At 72.0% G+C, this 17675-nt stretch carries 18 protein-coding genes and 4 pseudogenes; 5 read left to right on the plus strand and 17 right to left on the minus strand.

Going from position 1 to position 17675, the window contains the following annotated elements:
• Positions 1-18 precede the first annotated feature (18 nt).
• The 3 genes and pseudogenes from UG55_RS00795 to UG55_RS45055 all read right to left on the minus strand — a co-directional run.
• The gene (locus tag UG55_RS00795) at positions 19-342 is read right to left on the minus strand and encodes a multidrug efflux SMR transporter (RefSeq protein WP_083986260.1); all 324 of its coding nucleotides are present in this window, start codon (positions 340-342) and stop codon (positions 19-21) included.
• Positions 343-621: 279 nt separating this feature from the next.
• Positions 622-1002 carry a TetR family transcriptional regulator C-terminal domain-containing protein gene (locus tag UG55_RS46520; RefSeq protein WP_396230769.1) on the minus strand — a complete coding sequence of 127 codons (381 nt, stop codon included), beginning with the start codon at positions 1000-1002 and terminating at the stop codon, positions 622-624.
• 45 nt (positions 1003-1047) lie between these two features.
• Positions 1048-1236 (minus strand): annotated as a pseudogene (locus UG55_RS45055) (TetR/AcrR family transcriptional regulator); the annotation flags it as partial.
• 68 nt (positions 1237-1304) lie between these two features.
• Here UG55_RS45055 and UG55_RS00805 point away from each other — a divergent pair.
• Both UG55_RS00805 and UG55_RS00810 read left to right on the plus strand, forming a co-directional pair.
• The gene (locus tag UG55_RS00805) at positions 1305-2828 is read left to right on the plus strand and encodes an MFS transporter (RefSeq protein ID WP_083986250.1); all 1524 of its coding nucleotides are present in this window, start codon (positions 1305-1307) and stop codon (positions 2826-2828) included.
• Positions 2825-3508, plus strand: coding sequence for an SGNH/GDSL hydrolase family protein (locus UG55_RS00810; RefSeq protein WP_066061240.1), 684 nt, complete (start codon positions 2825-2827; stop codon positions 3506-3508). The genes UG55_RS00805 and UG55_RS00810 overlap by 4 nt, the downstream gene beginning before the upstream one ends.
• Positions 3509-3567: 59 nt before the next feature.
• Here the strand turns inward: UG55_RS00810 and UG55_RS00815 are convergent, their stop codons facing one another.
• The 10 genes and pseudogenes from UG55_RS00815 to UG55_RS00855 all read right to left on the minus strand — a co-directional run bounded on the left by UG55_RS00815 (position 3568) and on the right by UG55_RS00855 (position 12217).
• Positions 3568-4392: an acyl-CoA dehydrogenase family protein gene (locus UG55_RS00815; protein ID WP_066061243.1), complete on the minus strand. Its 825-nt coding sequence runs from the start codon at positions 4390-4392 to the stop codon at positions 3568-3570.
• A 2-nt stretch (positions 4393-4394) separates the two neighbouring features.
• Entirely contained in the window at positions 4395-5567 is a 1173-nt protein-coding gene (locus tag UG55_RS00820; RefSeq protein ID WP_066061246.1) for an acyl-CoA dehydrogenase family protein, read from the minus strand.
• On the minus strand, positions 5564-5974 hold the full coding sequence (locus UG55_RS00825) for a nuclear transport factor 2 family protein (protein WP_066061250.1): 411 nt from the start codon (positions 5972-5974) through the stop codon (positions 5564-5566). Before UG55_RS00825 ends, UG55_RS00820 begins: the two co-directional genes overlap by 4 nt.
• 160 nt (positions 5975-6134) lie before the next feature.
• Complete coding sequence (locus UG55_RS00830; RefSeq protein WP_066061253.1) at positions 6135-6458, minus strand: hypothetical protein; 324 nt, start codon at positions 6456-6458, stop codon at positions 6135-6137.
• Positions 6442-7707, minus strand: coding sequence for an aromatic ring-hydroxylating dioxygenase subunit alpha (locus UG55_RS00835; protein ID WP_066061256.1), 1266 nt, complete (start codon positions 7705-7707; stop codon positions 6442-6444). Before UG55_RS00835 ends, UG55_RS00830 begins: the two co-directional genes overlap by 17 nt.
• 634 nt (positions 7708-8341) lie before the next feature.
• Positions 8342-9202 (minus strand): NAD(P)-dependent oxidoreductase, encoded by an 861-nt coding sequence (locus tag UG55_RS00840; protein ID WP_066061258.1) that lies wholly within the window; start codon positions 9200-9202, stop codon positions 8342-8344.
• Positions 9199-9582 (minus strand): carboxymuconolactone decarboxylase family protein, encoded by a 384-nt coding sequence (locus tag UG55_RS00845; RefSeq protein ID WP_066061261.1) that lies wholly within the window; start codon positions 9580-9582, stop codon positions 9199-9201. The genes UG55_RS00840 and UG55_RS00845 overlap by 4 nt, the downstream gene beginning before the upstream one ends.
• A gap of 65 nt (positions 9583-9647) precedes the next feature.
• Positions 9648-9813, minus strand: a 166-nt coding sequence (locus UG55_RS30890; RefSeq protein ID WP_242423540.1) for an aldehyde dehydrogenase family protein, incomplete at its 5' end; no start/stop codon positions are given.
• Between the two features lies 1 nt (position 9814).
• Positions 9815-11081: pseudogene (locus UG55_RS00850) on the minus strand (aldehyde dehydrogenase family protein); the annotation flags it as partial.
• On the minus strand, positions 11078-12217 hold the full coding sequence (locus UG55_RS00855) for an acyl-CoA dehydrogenase family protein (protein WP_066061263.1): 1140 nt from the start codon (positions 12215-12217) through the stop codon (positions 11078-11080). The gene UG55_RS00855 and the pseudogene UG55_RS00850, both read right to left, overlap by 4 nt.
• 891 nt (positions 12218-13108) lie before the next feature.
• Between UG55_RS00855 and UG55_RS00860 the strand changes: the two genes are divergently transcribed.
• Both UG55_RS00860 and UG55_RS00865 read left to right on the plus strand, forming a co-directional pair.
• On the plus strand, positions 13109-13852 hold the full coding sequence (locus UG55_RS00860) for a CoA transferase subunit A (RefSeq protein ID WP_066061367.1): 744 nt from the start codon (positions 13109-13111) through the stop codon (positions 13850-13852).
• A 1-nt stretch (position 13853) separates the two neighbouring features.
• Positions 13854-14501 carry a CoA transferase subunit B gene (locus UG55_RS00865; protein WP_066061266.1) on the plus strand — a complete coding sequence of 216 codons (648 nt, stop codon included), beginning with the start codon at positions 13854-13856 and terminating at the stop codon, positions 14499-14501.
• Positions 14502-15032: 531 nt separating this feature from the next.
• Here the strand turns inward: UG55_RS00865 and UG55_RS00870 are convergent.
• From UG55_RS00870 to UG55_RS30900, 4 genes and pseudogenes are all read right to left on the minus strand, one after another.
• Positions 15033-15788, minus strand: a complete 756-nt coding sequence (locus UG55_RS00870; RefSeq protein WP_066061268.1) for a class I SAM-dependent methyltransferase — start codon at positions 15786-15788, stop codon at positions 15033-15035.
• A 106-nt stretch (positions 15789-15894) separates the two neighbouring features.
• Positions 15895-16602 (minus strand): TIGR03085 family metal-binding protein, encoded by a 708-nt coding sequence (locus UG55_RS00875; protein ID WP_083986252.1) that lies wholly within the window; start codon positions 16600-16602, stop codon positions 15895-15897.
• A pseudogene (locus UG55_RS30895) lies at positions 16592-16737 on the minus strand (organic hydroperoxide resistance protein); the annotation flags it as partial. The pseudogene UG55_RS30895 and the gene UG55_RS00875, both read right to left, overlap by 11 nt.
• A gap of 1 nt (position 16738) precedes the next feature.
• Positions 16739-17008 (minus strand): annotated as a pseudogene (locus tag UG55_RS30900) (Ohr family peroxiredoxin); the annotation flags it as partial.
• 100 nt (positions 17009-17108) lie between these two features.
• Between UG55_RS30900 and UG55_RS00885 the strand changes: the two are divergent.
• Positions 17109-17558 carry a MarR family winged helix-turn-helix transcriptional regulator gene (locus UG55_RS00885; RefSeq protein ID WP_066061273.1) on the plus strand — a complete coding sequence of 150 codons (450 nt, stop codon included), beginning with the start codon at positions 17109-17111 and terminating at the stop codon, positions 17556-17558.
• The last annotated feature ends 117 nt before the right edge of the window (positions 17559-17675 follow it).

Below are 17675 nucleotides of genomic sequence, written 5' to 3' on the forward strand. Positions count from 1 at the left end.
GTCGGTGTCCGGCGGAGGTCAGTGCCCGCCGGCGAGGTTGACGACGATGACACCGGCGATGATCAGCGCCACGCCCAGGAGCTTCGCCGCGGTGAGCCGCTCGTGGAGGAACACGGCGCCGATCGCGACGATGAGGGTGGTGCCCAGCCCGGCCCAGATGGCATAGCCGATTCCGACGTCCAACCCGCGCTGGACTGCTCGGGACAGCGCCAGGAACGCCAGCCCGTAAGCGCTGAGGCAGGCGACCGTGGGCCAAAGGCGGGTGAAGCCCTCAGTGGCCTTCAACAGACTGGTACCCGTCACCTCGGAAAGGACTGCCAGCATCAGTAGCAGGTACTGCACCCGCACCACCCTCTCGTGTCGGCGAAGGTCCCCCACGGACTCTGGCCCACCCGGACTCCGGCCGACCTGAGCCACGCGGTGCGCACGGCTGGTACTGACTGGCAGCAAAATCCGTTTCCTCGCGGCCGGTTTCCAGACGCATCTCGAATCGGGCGCACCCCGTATTTCCGGGGGTGGCCGGCAACCCCGCCCACCGCTGTTTCCGCCACCGCCTCATTTCGGCGATCAGCGGCGCACCGCCGCCGCCGGCGGCGATGGCCGGCGATTCGTCCGAGCTGATCAGATCGCGGGGGCCGGTACCCCGAGCACGGCGCGCATCGCCCGCAGGCTCCAGGCGGCGGCCCGGGTGTCTCCGTGCAGCTGCCGGGCCGGGTTCATGCCGGCCGCGAGTGCGTCCAGACTGAACGCGACCTGCGCCGGATCCGTGTCGGCGGCGAGCTCGCCGGCCGCGACCGCCGTCTCGATCTCGGCGATCAGCACCCGGCGCCAGCGCGCGGTGCAGGCGGCCACCGCGTCGTGGACCGGCCCGGGCCGGCCGTCCCACTCGAAGCTCGCGGCCGCGATGAAGCAGCCGCCGGCGAGGCTCGGCGAGTCGGCGTAGCGGACCCAGGACGCGCAGATCCCGAGCAGGCGCTCGAGACCGGGCCGCAGATGACGCACCGGTTCCCAGACGCCGGCGCGGAACAGGTCGACCGCGTGGTCGANGGTGGCCAGCTGAAGCTGCTCCTTGGTCCCGAAATGACCGATCACGCCGGACTTGCTCATGCCCAGCTCGGCGGCGAGTCGCCCGATCGTGAGCCCTTCCATCCCCTCGACGGACGCGATGTCGGCGGCGCGGCGGATGATCGCGGCGCGGGTCTCTCCCGCGTCGTGGGCGGAGCGGCGGCCGGACACGGCGCCAACGATACCGACCGATCGTGCGCTATTGAAGAACGAACGTTCGTTCGCTAAGTTCTCGGCTCATGAGCTCCTCCGACGCGCTCCCCGTTCTCGGCCCCCCAGCCGAGGGACCTCCGACGGCCGGGCCCGCGACCGGCCGGGCGGCCAGCCCGCCGGCCGCCCGGTCCGGCGCGGCGCTGCTGCTCGCCTGCGGCGGCTCGTTCCTCGCCTTCCTCGACGTGACGATCACCAACCTGGCGGTGCCCGACCTCGCCCGCGACTTCAAGGTCGGCGTGACGTCGGTGTCCTGGGTGGTGAACTGCTACTCCATCCTGTTCGCGGCCCTGCTCGCGCCGGCTGGTCGGCTGGCGGACGTGCTCGGCCGCCGGCGGCTGTTCGTCGTGGGCGCCGCGGTGTTCACCGCGTCCTCCCTGGTGGCGGCGGCGGCCCCGGTGTTCGCGGTGCTGCTCGTCGCCCGGGCCGCGCAGGGGCTCGGCGCGGCGTTGCTCATCCCGGCGTCGTTCGCCGTCGTGCTCGCCGACACTCCGCCCGCGCGCCGGGCCGCGGCCATCGGGCTGTGGAGCGCCTCGGCCGGTCTCGCCGCGGCGGCGGGTCCGGCGATCGGCGGCCTGCTGGTCGACGCGGTCGGCTGGCGGGTGCTGTTCTGCGTCAACGTGCCGATCGGGGGCTGGCTGCTGCTCCGCGCCTGGCAACTGCCCACCGGTTCCGGGCAGGCCGGTGGCCGCCGCCCCGACGTGGTGGCGACACTGCTGCTCACCGGCGGGATCGGGGCCGCGGTACTCGGCCTGACCGAGGGCGCGAGCTGGGGCTGGGATGCCCCGGCGACCCTCGGGTGCCTGCTCGCCGGCCTCGCCGCCGTCGCGGTCGCGCTGGTCCGCTCGTCCGGTCACCCGGCCCCGGCGATCGAGATCGACCTCTGGCGCAACCGGACCTACGCCCGCGCGAACGCGGTCTCGGTGCTCTTCGGCGCGGCCCTCTACGCTTCGCTGCTGCTCGCCGTCCTGTTCCTGGTGGACGTCTGGGACTACTCGGCGCTGCGAGCCGGGCTCGCGATGACACCGGCGGCGGTGTGGTCGGCACTGGTCGGGATCACGATCAGCCGGGCACGGCGGCAGCCGTCCGCGCACACGCTGGTCGTCGCCGGCGGGCTCACCATCGCCGTCACCGCCGCGGCGCTGGCCTGGTGGCTGCCGGTCGAGCCGCACTTCGTCAGCGCCTGGCTGACCGGCGGGGTCGGGCTCGGCCTGGGGATCGGCGCGGTCAGCGTGGGGGTGTCGAGTGCCGCGGCCCTGTCGGTCGACCCGTCCCGCTTCGCGGCGGCCGTCGGCCTGAACATCGCCGCCCGCCAGGTCGGCGGGGCGCTCGGCATCGCCGCCGTGGCCGTGCTGCTCGACGCCGGGCCCGTCGCTGACGGCGACGAACCCTACCGGTTCGTCTACTGGCTGATGGCCGCCCTGTGCGTGGCGGTGGCCGTCCTCGGGCTGGGCCTGCGTCGCCCCGCCCCGCCCGCGTCCCTGCCGGCGTCCCCGTCCCCGTCCCCGGAGGCCGCGGCGGCCGTGCTGCCGCGGGAAGCAGGTCGGCGATGACGATCGTCGACGACGCGCTCGAACGCGCCGACCCGGACTGCCTGCCCGCCGCCGCCGAGGCCGCCCTGCTGCGGGACGCACCCTGGCGGCGGCTGGTGGTACTGGGTGACAGCGTGGCGGCCGGAGTCCGCGAACCGCGCCCCGGCTACCTCGACCTCGGTTTCGCGGACCGGGTGGCGCGGGCGCTGGCCCGCGATCGCGCGGATTTCCGTTACGTCAATCTCGGTGCCCGCGGGCTGCGGGTCGCCGAGATCCGGGACCGGCAGCTGCGGACCGCGCTCACCCACGAACCGGATCTCGCGGTGGTCGTGGCCGGCGGCAACGACACGCTGAGCACCAGGTTCGACCCGGCGGCGGTCCGGCGCGGACTGCTGGACATCCTCGGGCCGCTCGCCGACCGGGGCGCGCTGGTCGTGACGCTGGGGCTGTTCGACCTGGCCCGCTCGGGCCTGATGCCACCGGAGCTCGCCGACACCATGATCGGTCGGTTCGACGAGCTCGAGGCACTGACCGCGGCCGCCTCGGCCGAGGTCGGCGGCCTGCACGTCGACACCCACCATCACCCGCGGGCGTCGGATCCCGACATCTTCGCCAGCGACCTGATCCACGCCAATGCCGCCGGCCACGCGATCGCCTCCGCCGCGGTCGTGCGCGCGCTCGCCGGCCGGCTGACGACCTGATCGCCGGCGGGGCTGGTACTACCCGCCGGCGGGGCACAGCCCCGTCGGCGGCGGCCGGATCAGAGGTTGATCAGGCGCGGGGCGTGGCCCTGCTGGCGGATGAGGGCGCCGGCCTCGCGGGTGAGATCGCGGGCGCTGCCGAGGAGCCCGTCGAGGGTGAGGGCCCGGCGCAGGTGGTGGTGGAAGTCGTGCTCGGCGGTGAAGCCGATCCCGGCGAGCACCTGCTGGCAGTGGCGGGCGGTGTCCAGCACGGCCTTGCCGGCCGCGGCCTTGGCGAGCAGCGCTGTCAGATCGCCGGGGTTCGCGGTGGCGGCGTTCAGCGTGGCCTCGGCGCCCTCGAGGGCGACCAGGGTCTCGGCGAGACGGTGGCGGACCGCCTGGAAACCGGCGATGGGCCGACCGAACTGGGTGCGGGCCAGCGCGTGCTCGCGGGTGAGCGACAGCATGGTGCGGCCGGTGCCGAGCAGCCACCAGCCCACCGCCCGGCGGCCGGCCGCGAGCGGGAGGTCCAGGTCGCCGCCGGTCGCGGAGCGGAGCGGGAGGGCCGTGTCGAGGGCCGCGGGCTGACCGGAGGCGGCGTCCTCGGCCACCTCGGGGGCGTCGGCGCGCTCCCAGCGGACCCAGCTGCCCCCGGTGTAGGGGAGGGGCAGGGTGCCACCCAGCGGCTGGCCCGCGGCATGCAGCAGGACGTCGTTGAGGACGGAGGCGTGGCTGCCGGTCTCGCCGAGGAGGGTGAACACGACGGGGATGGCGGTGTCGGGTTCCTCGGCGAGCAGGTCGGGCCAGCCGAGCTCGTCCAGCGCGGAGTCGAGCGCGGCGCCGCTGGTGCCGGTCATGGCCTTGCGCAGGGTGTCGGCGAGCAGGTCGCGTTCGGCGGCGTCCATGGTTACTCCTTGCCCAGCTCGAGGAGCCGGCGGGCGATGATGTTCCGCTGGATCTCGGCCGTGCCACCGTAGATGGTGGCCGCGCGGGAGTAGAGATACTCGGAGCGCCAGCGGGGGTCGGTGAGTTCGACGGCGCCGGGGAGCAGGTCGCGGGCGGTGTCGAACAGGCGTTGTTCGGCGGTGGCGAGCAGGACCTTGTCGATGGAGGTCTCCGGGCCGAGGTGGGCGCCGGCGGCGAGTCTGCGCTGGGTGGCGTGCGAGCGGCAGCGGATCGTGTGCAGCGCCAGATACGCGCCGCCCAGGTCGGCGTCGTCAGCCCCAGCGTTGGCGGTGGCCCCGGCGTTGACGGTCGCACCGGCAGCGGCCGCCGTGCCGACGGTGGCGGGGGCCTTGTCGAGGCCGGCCCGCTCGTCGATCAGCCGCTCCAGCCGCTCGTAGAGGAACGCGACCCGGTGCCAGAAGCAGGTCGACCGCTCGTGCGGCAGCAGGTCCATCGCGAGCTGCCAGCCGTCACCGGGTTCTCCCAGCATCCGGTCGGCGGGGACGACGACGTCGTCGAAGAAGACCTCGGCGAACTCGTCGATGCCGTGCATGGTGCGCAGCGGGCGGACGGTGATCCCCGGGGTGTCCATGTCGACGAAGAACGCGGTGATGCCACCGTGCCCGGGCGCGGTGCGGGTGAGCAGCACACAGCGCTGGGAGTACTGCGCCAGGCTGGTCCACACCTTCTGCCCGTTGACCAGCCAGCTGCCGTCTTCGCGCTGCTCGGCCCGGGTCGACAGCGATGCCAGATCACTGCCCGAACCCGGCTCCGAGAACCCCTGGCACCACTGCTCGGCACCGGACAGCAGCAGCGGCACCATCTCGGCGGCCAGCGCCGGCGGCGCGTACGAGATCATGGTGGGCGCGAGGACCTCGATCATCGAGTAGATCCCCGGCTCCGCGAGATCGCGGGAGGCGACCTCCTCGCCGAGCACCGCGCGCAGGACCGCCGGGCCGCCCAGCCCACCGACCTCCACCGGCCAGCCGTAGCGCATCCAGCCGGCGTCGTACAGCGCGCGGCGCACCCGCGCGAGCTGCGCCACCTGCCCGTCGAGGGAATGGTCGGGCCCGGGGGAGAGGTCGTTGTGCGCGAACCACTCCCGCAGTCCCGACCGGAATTCCGCGATGTTCACGGGGTGGGCTCGTACGCGTGCGGACGTCCCGAGTCGTGGTCGCCACTGCGGCGGATGAACGTCATCTTCCGGGTGCGCAGCCGCCAGCCGTCGGCCGTGCGCTGGTAGGTGTCCGAGTAGTACCCGATCCGCATGTCGTGCTTCGAGTGCTCGATGAAGCACAGCGGCTGCGTGCCGGTGGCGGAGTCGCCGTCGATGTCGACCAGCGCCGTCCCGGTCAGGAACAGGCCCTTGGGTGCGGCGGCGACCATCTTGGGAAAGAGGTCCAGGGTGAACACGTCACCGAAGGCGCTGTAGGTGCCGTCCGGAGTGAAGACCGACAGCAGTCCCTCGATGTCGCCTTTGGTGATGGTCACCGCGTACTTGGCGAGCAGCTGCTGGATCTCGACGACGTCGTCAGTGGACAACGGACCTGCCACCCTTCATCTGGACTGCAACTGGGCTGCCATCTGGGAGCGTTGTGATTCACCGGGCCGGCCCCGCCGTCGGGACCGGCCCGGGGGCGCCGGGTCTGTCGACGTCGGTCACCCGACGTCGACAGACCCGGCCGTGCTGACCGCGAGCGTCTCAGACCACCGGCTCGACGGTGACGTCCAGGTAGGCGGCACCGCTGTCCGGAACCCGGGGCTGCTTCCAGACCTCGACCGGGAAGGACACCATGACCAGGGACTGCATCAGGTGCATCAGGGTGCGGGCCTCCTCGGGCAGGTCGTCGAGGGGGAACTTGTCGAGGTAGGCGATCGCGTCCTCGAGCAGCGGGAAGGCCGCGTCGTAGTAGGCCTGCATCTCCTCCATGGAGGAAGCCAGCCGCTTCGCGTAGCGCTCCGGCTCGGTGGCCAGATCCCAGGCCAGGTACGGCTCGAGCTCCGAGAACTCAGCGGGCAGAGGCATCGGTGTACTCCTTCACGCGGTCGCCGACTTCCTTGTGCAGGGCCCGGAGGAGGATTTCCTGGTCGCACAGGGGGAATTCGCTGACGGTACGGGTGGCCAGCATGGTCTGCGTGGCTTCGAGGGTGTTGGCGTCCTGGAGCGCGTACTCCTTGAACGTCACCGCGGCCAGCTCCTGCGCGAGGCGCTCACGGGCGTTCTTCGGCGGCACGAAGTACAGGTTCGCCTCGAAGATGTGCTTGTCGACCGCGGTCGGCCAGTACAGGTAGGTGAGGTACCAGCCCGGGGCCCAGATCAGCAGGGTCATGTTGGGGAAGAACTCGAAGGAGTCCTGGCCCCAGGCCCGGTGCCCCGCCGGGTTGAGGGCCGGCGGCAGCGGGTCGAGCCCGTCGATGGCCGGCCGGTCCCACGGGCCGAACAGGCCGCTGCGCAGCACCCGCTCGATCGGCTTCACCATCGAGGGGTCCTTCGGCGGAGCCATGCCGCCCCAGGAGGAGACCATCGAGTGCGGGCTCTTCAGCTCGTAGTGCAGCGCCTCGAAGCCGTAGCCGAGAAGCTTCTCGGCCTCCTCCTTCACGGCCTGCTTCTGGTGCAGCACCGGCGCGTGGTAGAACTCGGCGAAGGCGTCGATGAAGATCTTCCAGTTGCTGCCGACCTCGGCCTTGTACGAGTAGACCTCGGTCATCTCACCGAAGGGGTAGCCCTCAAGGCCCTTGGCGAAGTCGCCGAGGTACTCGGCGAGCGTCTGCTGCGGGTTGAGGTTGATGTAGATGAAGCCTTCCCAGACGTCACACGGGACCTCCTTCAGGCCGTAGTCGGCCTTGTCGAGGTCGAAGAACTCACCCTCCTGCTGGACGAAGGTGAGCTGCCCGGTGAGGTCGTAGCGCCAGGCGTGGTACTTGCAGATGAACTGCCGGCAGCTGCCCTCGGTCTCCTCGCCCGGGTAGTCGTTCCACACCAGCTTGTTGCCGCGGTGGCGGCACACGTTGTGGAACGCCCGGATCTTGCCGTCGCCGCCCTTGACGATGATGAGCGACGTTCCGAGGACGGGCAGCTCCCTGGTGAAGTAGCTGCCGGTGCGGGGGAGGCGCTCGACCCGGCCGACGTGCAGCCAGGTGCGCTTGAAGATCGCCTCGCGCTCCTTCTCGTAGAAGGCGGGGTCGATCGAGTCGGTGTAGTCGACGGGTGCGGTGCCGAGCTCGGGATAGTGCTGGGTCCAGCTGCCCGCGTCGGGCTTCTTGTAGTGGGGCACAGGTCTACCTCTCGTGTGCGAGCTCTATGCCGACAGTGGTGCGGGACGCCGATAGGGACGCGGGCCGTGGCGAGCAGGCGCCCGGCACCCGTGGCGCCAGGCGGATCCGTCCTCTCGTGGCCGTCGACGGGGTCCACGGGTCAGCCGATCGCGAAGTCGGGCGGAACGACACGCGCATTGCCGTCCACCTCCCTCGCCGCCGGTGAGAACTACGTTCTCCTTGTCGATAATTAGGTTTCCATGCGAAGGGTGTCCGAGTCAACGTCAGTGGCCGTGCCGATGAATTTTCCTGCTCCCCGGAGTTGGGAAGTAGCGTTCGGTAGCCACTTCCGGGTCGCCCGGCGTGCTGCCCGCCGCCCCGCGTGACCGCGGGGCGACCCCCACGCACCCGTGGTGCGACCGTGGTTCCGGCTGGCTGCCCGGCGGTGCCCCGACACCTCCCTGATCGCCTTCAGTTCTCCACGACAGAGAAGGATCCTCCCCCTCGTGGAGAGGAGGATGCCACACCTGGTCGCGCGGAGGCGCCGCGAGGGATGGCGGAAACGCGACCGCGCCCGGCAGGGTCAGCCCCAGTACCCGCCGGGCGCGGTCGCGAATGGGCGCGCTTTCCGCCGCGCCGCGGCCGGAGCCGCTCTCAGGCGTCCCGGATGAAGGGATAGATCCGGGTGAAGTCGACGCCGGGCTGGGCGGCCGCGAACGCCTCCCACAGCGAGGAGGTGACCGCGCCCATCGACTCCGGTCCGTCGAGCTCCCGTACTTCGCCGAGATAGAGACGCAGGTCCTTGGCCATGAGCGAGTTGGCGAACCCGGCGGCGTAGTTCTCGGTGAGCACCTGGTTCGGGAACTTCTCGGCGGTGGCGTTGTTCTGCCCGCTGGCGCTGTTGAGCACGTCCAGCATGGTTGCCATGTCCAGCCCGGCCGCCGTGCCGAAGGCGACGGCCTCGCTGGTGGCGGCGAGCGCGACCGCGGCCAGGAAGTTGTTGGCCAGTTTGAGGGCCTGCGCGAGGCCGGGGCGGTCGCCGACGCGGCGGCGGCGGTCGCTGAGCGCGGCCAGCACCGGTTCCACCCGCTCGCAGTCCGCGTCCGCACCCGCGTACATCACCGTCAGCGTGCGGGCGCGGGCACCGGCCACTCCGCCGGACACCGGCGCGTCCACGTACCCGATGCCCCGGGCCGCGAGCAGGGCGGTGATGCGGCCGGCGGCGCTCACCCCGATCGTGGAGGTGTCGACGACCTGGGTCACCCGCCGCTCGGCGGCGCCGGCGAGCTGGGCGGCCACCTGCTCCGAGGCGATGCCGTCGGGAAGACTCAGGACGACGATCTCGGCCGCTCGGGCGACGTCGGCGACCTCCGCGGCGAAGGTGCTCCCCGCCGGCGCGCGGGCCGGACCGGCGGCGTCGTGGACGATCAGGTCGACACCGGTCGCGGCCACGTTCGCGGCGAGCGCGCCGCCCATGTTCCCGAGGCCGACGAACCCGACACTCGGCGTGCTCATACGCCGTCGCGTTCCGCCCGCAGGGCCTTGACCGCCCGCCGCGCGGAGATCGCGGCCGGCGCACCGCAGTAGGCGGCCACCTGGAACAGCAACTCGTCGATCTCCGCGTCACTCACCCCGGTACGAGGCGCGGAGCCGGCATGCAGGCGGAACTCCTCCATCCGGCCCAGCGCCGCGGTCATCGCCATCACCAGCAGGCTGCGGTCACGGGTGGAAAGCACCCCCTCACGTGTCCACACCCCCCACGCCTGCGCGGTGATGTGGTCCTGGAACTGCTGGCTGATCTCGTCGGTGTCACCGGTGGCACTGTCCACGTAGGCGTCACCGAGCATGGCCCGGCGCATGGCGTACGCGGCCCGCAGCCGCTCGCTCTGTTCCATGGTCCGCGTGATCCTCTCCGTGCTCTCAGTAGAGGGACAGGGCTCTCAGTAGCGGGACAGGGCTCTCAGCCGAGGGACAGGCTGATCGACTTCACCCGGGCGTACTCGTGCAGAGCCTCGATGCCCTTCTCCCGCCCGTACCCGCTGGCCTTGTAGCCCCCGAACGGCGTCTCGATCGTCATCGGCCCACCGTTCACCGCGACCTGCCCGGCATCGATACGCTCGGCGAGCNGCAGCCCACGGGCGACATCACCACTCCACACACTGCCCACCAGCCCGTACTCGGAGTCGTTGGCGAGCGCGAGCGCCTCGGCCTCGTCGGTGAACGGCATCGTCACGAGCACCGGCCCGAAGATCTCGTCGCGGGCGACCGGCAGCTCCGGCGACACCCCGGCGTAGACCGTGGGACGGATGTACAGCCCCCGGGCGCCGGGCCCGTCCTCGTAGGCGCCCCCGCCGGTCACCGGCTCCACACCGGACGACCTCGTCGCGGCGAAGAAGTCCAACACCTTGTGGTACTGGGCCTCGCTGATGATCGGCCCGAAGTCGACTCCCGGGGTGAGCCGCTCCACGCCGGCCACCACCCGCTCGACCAGCTCGTCGTGCACCTGCGCCTCGACGAGCAGCCGGGTGGTGGCCGAGCAGACCTGCCCGGCGTTGGTGGCCGCCGACGCCACCGCGGCGGCGGCGGCCTTCGTCAGGTCGGCGTCGGCGAACACCACCAGCGGCGACTTGCCGCCGAGCTCAAGGGTCACCGGAATCAGCCGGTCGGCCGCGATCCGCGCCAGATACCGCCCGGTGGCAACCGACCCGGTGAACGTGATCCGCCCGACCCGGTCGTCGGACACCAGCGGAGTGCCAACCTCCGGACCGGTCCCGGTCACCACGTTGAGCAGCCCGTCCGGCAGGCCGGCCTCGGTCGCGAGCCGCGCGAGCCGCACGGTTGACGCCGAGGTCAGCTCGGACGGCTTGGCGACGATGGCGTTGCCGGCCGCCAGCGCCGGAGCCAGCGCCCGGCACGCCTGGTTCAACGGCAGATTCCACGGGGTGATCACCGCGATGATCCCGTACGGCTCGAGCCGGGTGTAGGTGTGGCTGCCGCCGCCCTGGTCGATCGTGCGCCCGTGGTGGGCCCGCAGGATGCCGGCGTAGTAGCGGAAGTAGGCCGCCGACATGTCGACCTCGGACCGCACCTGGTCGGGAACCTTCCCCGTCGCCGCCCGCTCCAGCTCGATCAGCTCAGGCGCGTGCGCGTCGATGGCATCGGCCACCCGAAGCAGGGCGTCGCAGCGCTGCGCGCCGGAGCTGCGGGCCCAACCGGGCTGCGCCGCCGCAGCCGCGGTCACGGCCCGGTCGACGTCCGCGGCGGAGCCGGCGGCCACCTCGTCGCCGGCCTGGCGGGTCGCGGGCTGAAGGGTGGGCAGGTAGGCCCCGCCCGCCGGTGCCACCGCTCTGCCGTCGATCCAGTGGTCATGGCGCACGGCCGGGCGCGCCGTCACAGCCCGAGCGACTTCGCGATGATCGTCTTCATGACCTCGCTGGAGCCACCGTAGATCCGCCCGACCCGGGCATCCGCCCACGCCCGCGCCACCGGGTACTCGTTGATGTAGCCGTAGCCGCCGAACAGCTGCAGGCAGGCGTCGATCACCCGCCCCTGCATCTCCGTGCAGAACAGCTTGACCACCGCCGCGTCGGCCGGAGTGGCCCCGCCGGTGACATGGGCGACGAGAATCTGGTCGAGCAGCGCCTGCCCGGCCGCGACCTCCGTCGCGCACCCGGCCAGCACGAACTTGGTGTTCTGGAAGGTGTTGAGCGTCTTGCCGAACAGCTTGCGGTCGTTCACATAGGCGACGGTCTGCTCGACGATCGAGGCGGCCGCCCCCTGCGCGTTGATCGCGATCGAAAGCCGCTCCTGCACCAGGTGCGAGGTCAGGTAGGTGAATCCCTGGCCCTCCTCGCCGAGCAGGTTCGCCGCGGGGACGCGGACGTCGTCGAAGAAGATCTCGACGGCTTCCTGGATGTGCAGCCCGATCTTGTGCAGCGGGGCGCCGCGGCTGACACCAGGGAGGTCGCCGGGGATGACCAGCAGCGACAGGCCGGCGTGGCGCTGGGTCGGGTCCGTCTTCACCGCGGTCAGGAACAGGTCGGCGTTGAGGCCACCGGTGATGAACGTCTTCGAGCCGTTCACCACGTAGTGGTCGCCCTCGCGGCGCGCGCTGGTGGTGAGCCCGGCGAGGTCCGAGCCCGCGCCCGGCTCCGTCAGCGCCAGCGCGGCGACCAGCTCGCCGCTGGCCAGGCCCGGCAGCCAGCGGGCCTTCTGCTCGTCGTTGCCGTGGTCGACGAAGTACGGCACCGAGATGTCGGCGTGGATGCGCAGCGGCCCCAGCGCGTAGCCGGCCCGGGCGGCCTCCTCGGTGACGACGGCGTTGAACAGGAAGTCCGCGCCGCCGCCGCCGTACTCCTCCGGGATTCCCAGCCCGAGGATCCCGAGGTCACCGGCCTTGTTGTAGAAGTCGCGCGGCGGCCGGCCGGCCTCCTCCCACTCCTGGTAATGCGCCCCGATCTCCTTTTCGAAAAAGGTGCGGACCACCGCCCGGAAAGCGTCGTGTTCGGGACCGAAGACCGTGCGTCGCATCCGGTCGCCCTCTCATGGTCGAGGCGGTTTCCCCGCCGTTTCGATAAATCGATGAGTAGTGAATGGCCTGCCCGGGAGTGCGCCGACCCGGAAGAGGGAGGGCGACCCGTGGAACCTCCGGAGCGGCGCGGCGGCACAGCGGATCGTGGCGAGTGCGGACCCGCCACCAGCAGCCCAGCCACGGACAGCCCAGCCACGGACAGCCCGGCCACGGCTCCCCCCAAGCAGCCCGGCTGGGAGCAGCCCGGCTGCTCCGCGACCGGAGTGAGAGATCGTCCTCGGTGCGCGCTCCGAGGACGGAATCACTCAACAGGCCCGGCTGCACCGCCGGTGCGAGCGGGCGCCCAGGTGCGTTTCGGCGGGCTCGGGGCCTGGTGATAATCCGGCGGCGACCGCTCGGGGGACCTGCGGCGTGGATCTCGCCTTCGACAGCATCGGTCGGATGCCTCCAGGTCGCCTCGGACGGGTTCGCCACGGACGGTTCGCACCGGCGGTTCGCACAGAATTATGTGCTCTCGCGCCAAACGGATCGCTGCTCAACGTACCGTCGGCCACTGGACACAGTCCAGCAGAGGGCTGGGCGGGGCCAGGCGGGGGAGTGTGCGCGGCCCCGGCGGGAGGGGGCGCGTGCCCCGGCGGCGAGGGTGCGACCCCTTCGGGTGATCTTCCCCTGCGGGGAGGTAAGTCTCTGCTAACGTGCCCCAGGGTGTCGTGTCCCGTCCGACACCGGAGTTCCCGGGAACCGTGGCACGGTCGGGCTGGTCGGCCCGACAGCGGTCGCGCGATGATCCGCCGCGCCGCGCTGAGCGAACGTTGTTGCTGCTTGCAGTGGACGGACTTGCAGTGGACGGACGAGGACCGGCACCGGTGCGCGAGTGAGGGGTGGACAGGTTGGACAAGGTGGTTGCGAGCACGGCGCTCGCCGTGGCGGACGTCCCGGACGGGGCGTCGCTGGCAGTGGGCGGCTTCGGCCTCTGCGGCATCCCGAGTGGCCTCATCCGCGCTCTCCTTGAGGCCGGCCCCAAGGATCTGGAGACGGTCAGCAACAACTGCGGGGTCGACGACTGGGGGCTCGGCCTGCTGCTGAAGGCGGGCCGGATCCGCCGCACGACCGGCTCGTACGTCGGTGAGAACAAGGAGTTCGAGCGCCAGTTCCTCTCCGGTGAGCTGGAGGTGGAGCTCGTCCCGCAGGGCACGCTCGCCGAGCGGCTGCGGGCCGGCGGTGCCGGCATCCCCGCCTTCTACACCCCGGCCGGGGTCGGTACCCAGGTCGCCGACGGTGGCCTTCCGTGGCTGTACGACGGCAAGGGCGGTGTGGCGGTCGCCTCACCGCCGAAGGAGACCCGGGAGTTCGACGGCGTGCCCTACGTCCTCGAGCGCGGGATCGTGTGTGACTTCGCGCTCGTGCACGCCTGGAAGGGCGACCAGCACGGCAACCTCGTCTACCGGGCCAGCGCCGCCAACTTCAACCCGCTGTGCGCGACCGCCGGCCGGGTGACCATCGCCGAGGTCGAGGAGCTGGTCGAGCCGGGTGAGCTCGACCCGGCCCAGGTGCACACCCCGGGCATCTTCGTCCAGCGGGTCGTGCACGTGCCGGACACGGAGAAGCGGATCGAGAAGCGGACGGTGAGCTGACATGGCCCTGACTCGCACCGAGCTTGCCGCCCGGGTCGCCCGGGAACTGCGCAGCGGTCAGTACGTGAACCTCGGCATCGGCCTGCCGACGCTGGTGCCCAACTACCTGCCCGCCGGCGTGACCGTGGTGCTGCACAGCGAGAACGGCATCCTCGGCGTCGGCCCCTACCCGGCCGAGAGCGCCGTCGACGCGGATCTGATCAACGCCGGCAAGGAGACCGTGACCGTACTGCCGGGCGCCTCCTTCTTCGACTCGGCGGCGTCCTTCGGGATGATCCGCGGCGGGCACGTCGACGTCGCGGTGCTCGGGGCGATGCAGGTCTCGCGGGCCGGTGACCTGGCCAACTGGATGATCCCCGGCAAAATGGTCAAGGGTATGGGCGGTGCCATGGACCTCGTGCACGGCGCCCGGCACGTGATCGTGATGATGGAGCACGTCGCCCGGGACGGCAGCCACAAGATCCTGGACGAGTGCACGCTGCCGCTCACCGGCCGCGCCTGCGCGCACCGGATCATCACCGATCTGGCGGTGATCGACGTGGTGGCCGGCGGTGGGCTCGTGCTCCGGGAGACCGCTCCGGGCGTGAGCGTCGACGACGTGCGCGCCGCCACCGGCAGCGAGCTCACCGTGGACCTGGTCGCGGCGTAGCCGCCGTGGCGCGCTGGTGGCCGACCCGCGCCGCGGGCCGGGTCGGCCACGGCGGGGCGGGTGCGGCGGCCGGTCCGTGCCACGGTCCGCATCCGGCTGATCTGACACAGCTGACCGCTCTGCGCCGCCGGCCTGGGTGTTGCGTTCGCGCGACTATGGGGCTCCCTGTGTCCTCGCCTGGACGCCTCTTGACGCAGTTGGTGGTGGCCGTTCCTCCAACCGGCGAGTTCGGTGCTCCACAAGATCGTTCTTGGTGTTCCAGGAGCAGCTTCCGCGGGCTGTGCTCCGTGCTGTGGCGGGGAAAGGCCCTGGTCAAGGGCCAGTGGATGCTCGGGATGTCGCAGCTGCGGCGGCTCGGGCGGGCCACCGCCGCCCCGCCCGGGGAACGGGCGTCCGACGGTGGGCTGCGCGGCCGGGAGCGCTGCCCCGAACGGCCGCCGGTGGGGCCGCCCGCCGGGACGTCCGACCCGAAGGACCCGCCTTCTGGCATGTCTGTCAGCTTTCGGCTTGGCTGGTCCGGCGGGCTCGGCCTCAGGCGGGTCGACGGGCCTCGATCAGGAACCTCGTGGTGTGCGCGACGAACGGACCCTCCGCCCGCATCCGGTCATGCAGGGCGGCCAGCTGCCGGCGGTACCGCGCGACGGTGAAATCCGGCACCATCCAGATCACCTTGCGCAGAAAGTAGATCACCGCGCCCACGTCGAAGAACTCGGTGCGCAGCGATTCCGACCGCAGGTCGACCACCTCCAGGCCGGCGGCCTGGGCGGCTGCCCGGGCCCGGTCCGGGTGGCGGCGGTCCCGTACCTCCGGCGGCTGCGGGCCGAGGAAATACTCGACCAGCTCGAAGACACTCGCCGGACCGACCTGCTGCGAAAGGTAGCAGCCCCCGCGGCGCAGCACCCGCGCGATCTCCGCCCACGCGGTGTTGACCGGATGCCGGCTCACCACCAGGTCGAACGCCTCTCCGGTGAAGGGCAGCGCATCCCCGGCACCGACGACCGCGACGCCGCGCGGGCGCAGCACCGCCGCCGCGCGGGCGAGGTTCGGCCGCCATGCCTCGGTGGCCACGGTCAGGACCGGCAGTCGAGGCGCACCGGCGAGAACCTCTCCGCCGCCGGTCTGGACGTCCAGCGCGGCCGCCGCCTGCGCCAGCCGTTCACCCATCAGCCGGGAGTATCCCCAGGAAGGGCGCTGCTCGGTGGCCCGTCCGTCCAGCCAGGAGAAGTCCCACCCGGTCACCGGCACCGCCCCGGCCTCGGCAACCAGCTCCTCGAAGGTGCGCGACATGGCCCGATCATGGCACCGGGCGCGGCGTTGACGCTGTTCCTGGGATGACGGTCGCGGCGGGTTGGCGCGGCGGGTGGGAATCGACCCGCGCCATTGACGCCGGGAGTCAGAGGCTGGCGATGGCGGCGGGGTCGCCGCTCAGCTCGACCTGCGCCACCGAGCGCCGGCCGAAGGCATGCAGCAGCAGTTCCTCGGGGGGTCCGGCGATGACCACCGTCGATTTTCCGCGGCGCAGCACCCGGCGGGCGCCGGTGTCGGTGCGTTCCGCGACCACCTCGGCGTCGGTGCTCCGGTAGCCGGCGCGGGCCAGCAGGCGCAGCCCGGACCAGATCCGCTCCCGCGACACCGGGTCGAGGGCCCGCGGGGTGAAGCCGGGTACGGCGCGGTCCACGTCGGCGTGGTGGACGTAGAACTCGGCGACGTTGGTGGCGTCGTCGAACCGGCGCAGCCGGGCCGGGTTCCACCAGGCCGGCCCGTTGCGGAACAGCTCGACCAGCTCGGTGAAGGGGTGCGACTGCCCGGTCGACCGCTCCGCCCGCTCGGTGATCCCGTGCAGGGCCGGGATCACCAGGCCCGGCCCGGCGAGGGGGGACCGCTCGCGGGTGACCAGGTGGGCGGCCAGGTCATGGGTGGTCCAGCCGGCACAGAGGGTCGGCCGGTCCGGGCCGGCGGCGGCGAGCAGGTCCGCGAGCAGCGCGCGCTCCGCGCGGGCCCGGCCGCCGCCGTCGGGGGTGCCGCCTGGCCCCGTGCCGCTTGGCCCTGCGCCGCCTGGCCGGTCATCGGCTGGCCGATCAGACGCCCGCTCAGACGACATTGAGGGTGACCTCGATGTTGCCGCGCACGGCGTTCGAGTACGGGCAGACCTGATGCGCCTTCTGCAGCAGGTTGCCGGCGGTCTCGCGGTCGACGCGGGGGGTGTGGACGTCGATCTCCACCGCCAGGCCGAACCNGCCCGTCTCCAGGGTTCCGATGGACACGCTGGCGGAGACCTGCGACCCCTCCAGGTCGGCCGACTCGGAGCGGCCCACCAGCTTGAGGGCGGAGTGGAAGCAGGCGGCGTAGCCGGCGGCGAACAGCTGCTCGGGGTTGGTGGCGCCGCCGGGGCCGCCCATCTCCTTGGGAATCCGCACTTCGAGGGTGAGCTGGCCGTCCTCGCTCTCGACGTGGCCGTTGCGGCCGTCACCCGAGGCGGTGGCGGAGGCGGTGTAGAGGGCATCCATGGCTCATCGGCTCCTGTCGTGGGTAGCTCGGTCACTCGATTGCTCACAACTATATTGCGCACAATTGAATGGCGCAAGAGGTGCTGCTACCGTTGATCGCATGGCGGACCGCATCCCGCAGCTTGAGCTGGGCAACCAGCTCTGTTTCGCGCTGTACAGCGCGAGCCGCGCAGCCATCCGCGCGTACGGGCCCGTGCTCGCCGAGCTCGGTCTGACCTACCCGCAGTACCTCACCATGCTGGTGCTGTGGGAGGCGTCCGAACCGCTCACGGTGGGTGACATCGGGGCCAGGCTGCACCTCGACAGCGGTACCCTCACCCCGCTGCTCAAGCGCCTTGAGGAGCTCGGTCTGGCCACCCGCACCCGCGACCGCACCGACGAACGCCGCGTCCTGGTGACCCTGACGGAGCCCGGCCGGGCGCTGCGGACCCGCGCGGCCGACGTGCCCTGGCGGGTGTTCCAGGGCTACGGCATCGACATCGAGACCGCCCTCGGCCTCATCCGCGACCTCACGAAGATCGCCGATTCGCTCCGGGCCGCCGGCACCTGACGGCAGCCTCGGCCGTCGCCATTTCGGTCAGGTCCGGCTACCTAGGCTCGCCATGACCTGTGCCCGCCGGTCATCCGGCGGATGCGGAAGACCCCCGCGCGTGCGGGGACGACAGGC

Origin of the sequence: Frankia sp. EI5c, from assembly GCF_001636565.1 — a bacterium.
Taxonomy (GTDB): Bacteria; Actinomycetota; Actinomycetes; order Frankiales; family Frankiaceae; genus Parafrankia.

Coding starts and splice junctions, on each gene's coding strand:
- UG55_RS00805 (WP_083986250.1), top strand. CDS start 1,305: ATGAGCTCCTCCGACGCGCTCCCCGTTCTCGGCCCCCCAGCCGAGGGA.
- UG55_RS00810 (WP_066061240.1), top strand. CDS start 2,825: ATGACGATCGTCGACGACGCGCTCGAACGCGCCGACCCGGACTGCCTG.
- UG55_RS00815 (WP_066061243.1), bottom strand. CDS start 4,392: ATGGACGCCGCCGAACGCGACCTGCTCGCCGACACCCTGCGCAAGGCC.
- UG55_RS00830 (WP_066061253.1), bottom strand. CDS start 6,458: ATGCCTCTGCCCGCTGAGTTCTCGGAGCTCGAGCCGTACCTGGCCTGG.
- UG55_RS00840 (WP_066061258.1), bottom strand. CDS start 9,202: ATGAGCACGCCGAGTGTCGGGTTCGTCGGCCTCGGGAACATGGGCGGC.
- UG55_RS00845 (WP_066061261.1), bottom strand. CDS start 9,582: ATGGAACAGAGCGAGCGGCTGCGGGCCGCGTACGCCATGCGCCGGGCC.
- UG55_RS00855 (WP_066061263.1), bottom strand. CDS start 12,217: ATGCGACGCACGGTCTTCGGTCCCGAACACGACGCTTTCCGGGCGGTG.
- UG55_RS00865 (WP_066061266.1), top strand. CDS start 13,854: ATGGCCCTGACTCGCACCGAGCTTGCCGCCCGGGTCGCCCGGGAACTG.
- UG55_RS00870 (WP_066061268.1), bottom strand. CDS start 15,788: ATGTCGCGCACCTTCGAGGAGCTGGTTGCCGAGGCCGGGGCGGTGCCG.
- UG55_RS00875 (WP_083986252.1), bottom strand. CDS start 16,602: ATGTCGTCTGAGCGGGCGTCTGATCGGCCAGCCGATGACCGGCCAGGC.
- UG55_RS00885 (WP_066061273.1), top strand. CDS start 17,109: ATGGCGGACCGCATCCCGCAGCTTGAGCTGGGCAACCAGCTCTGTTTC.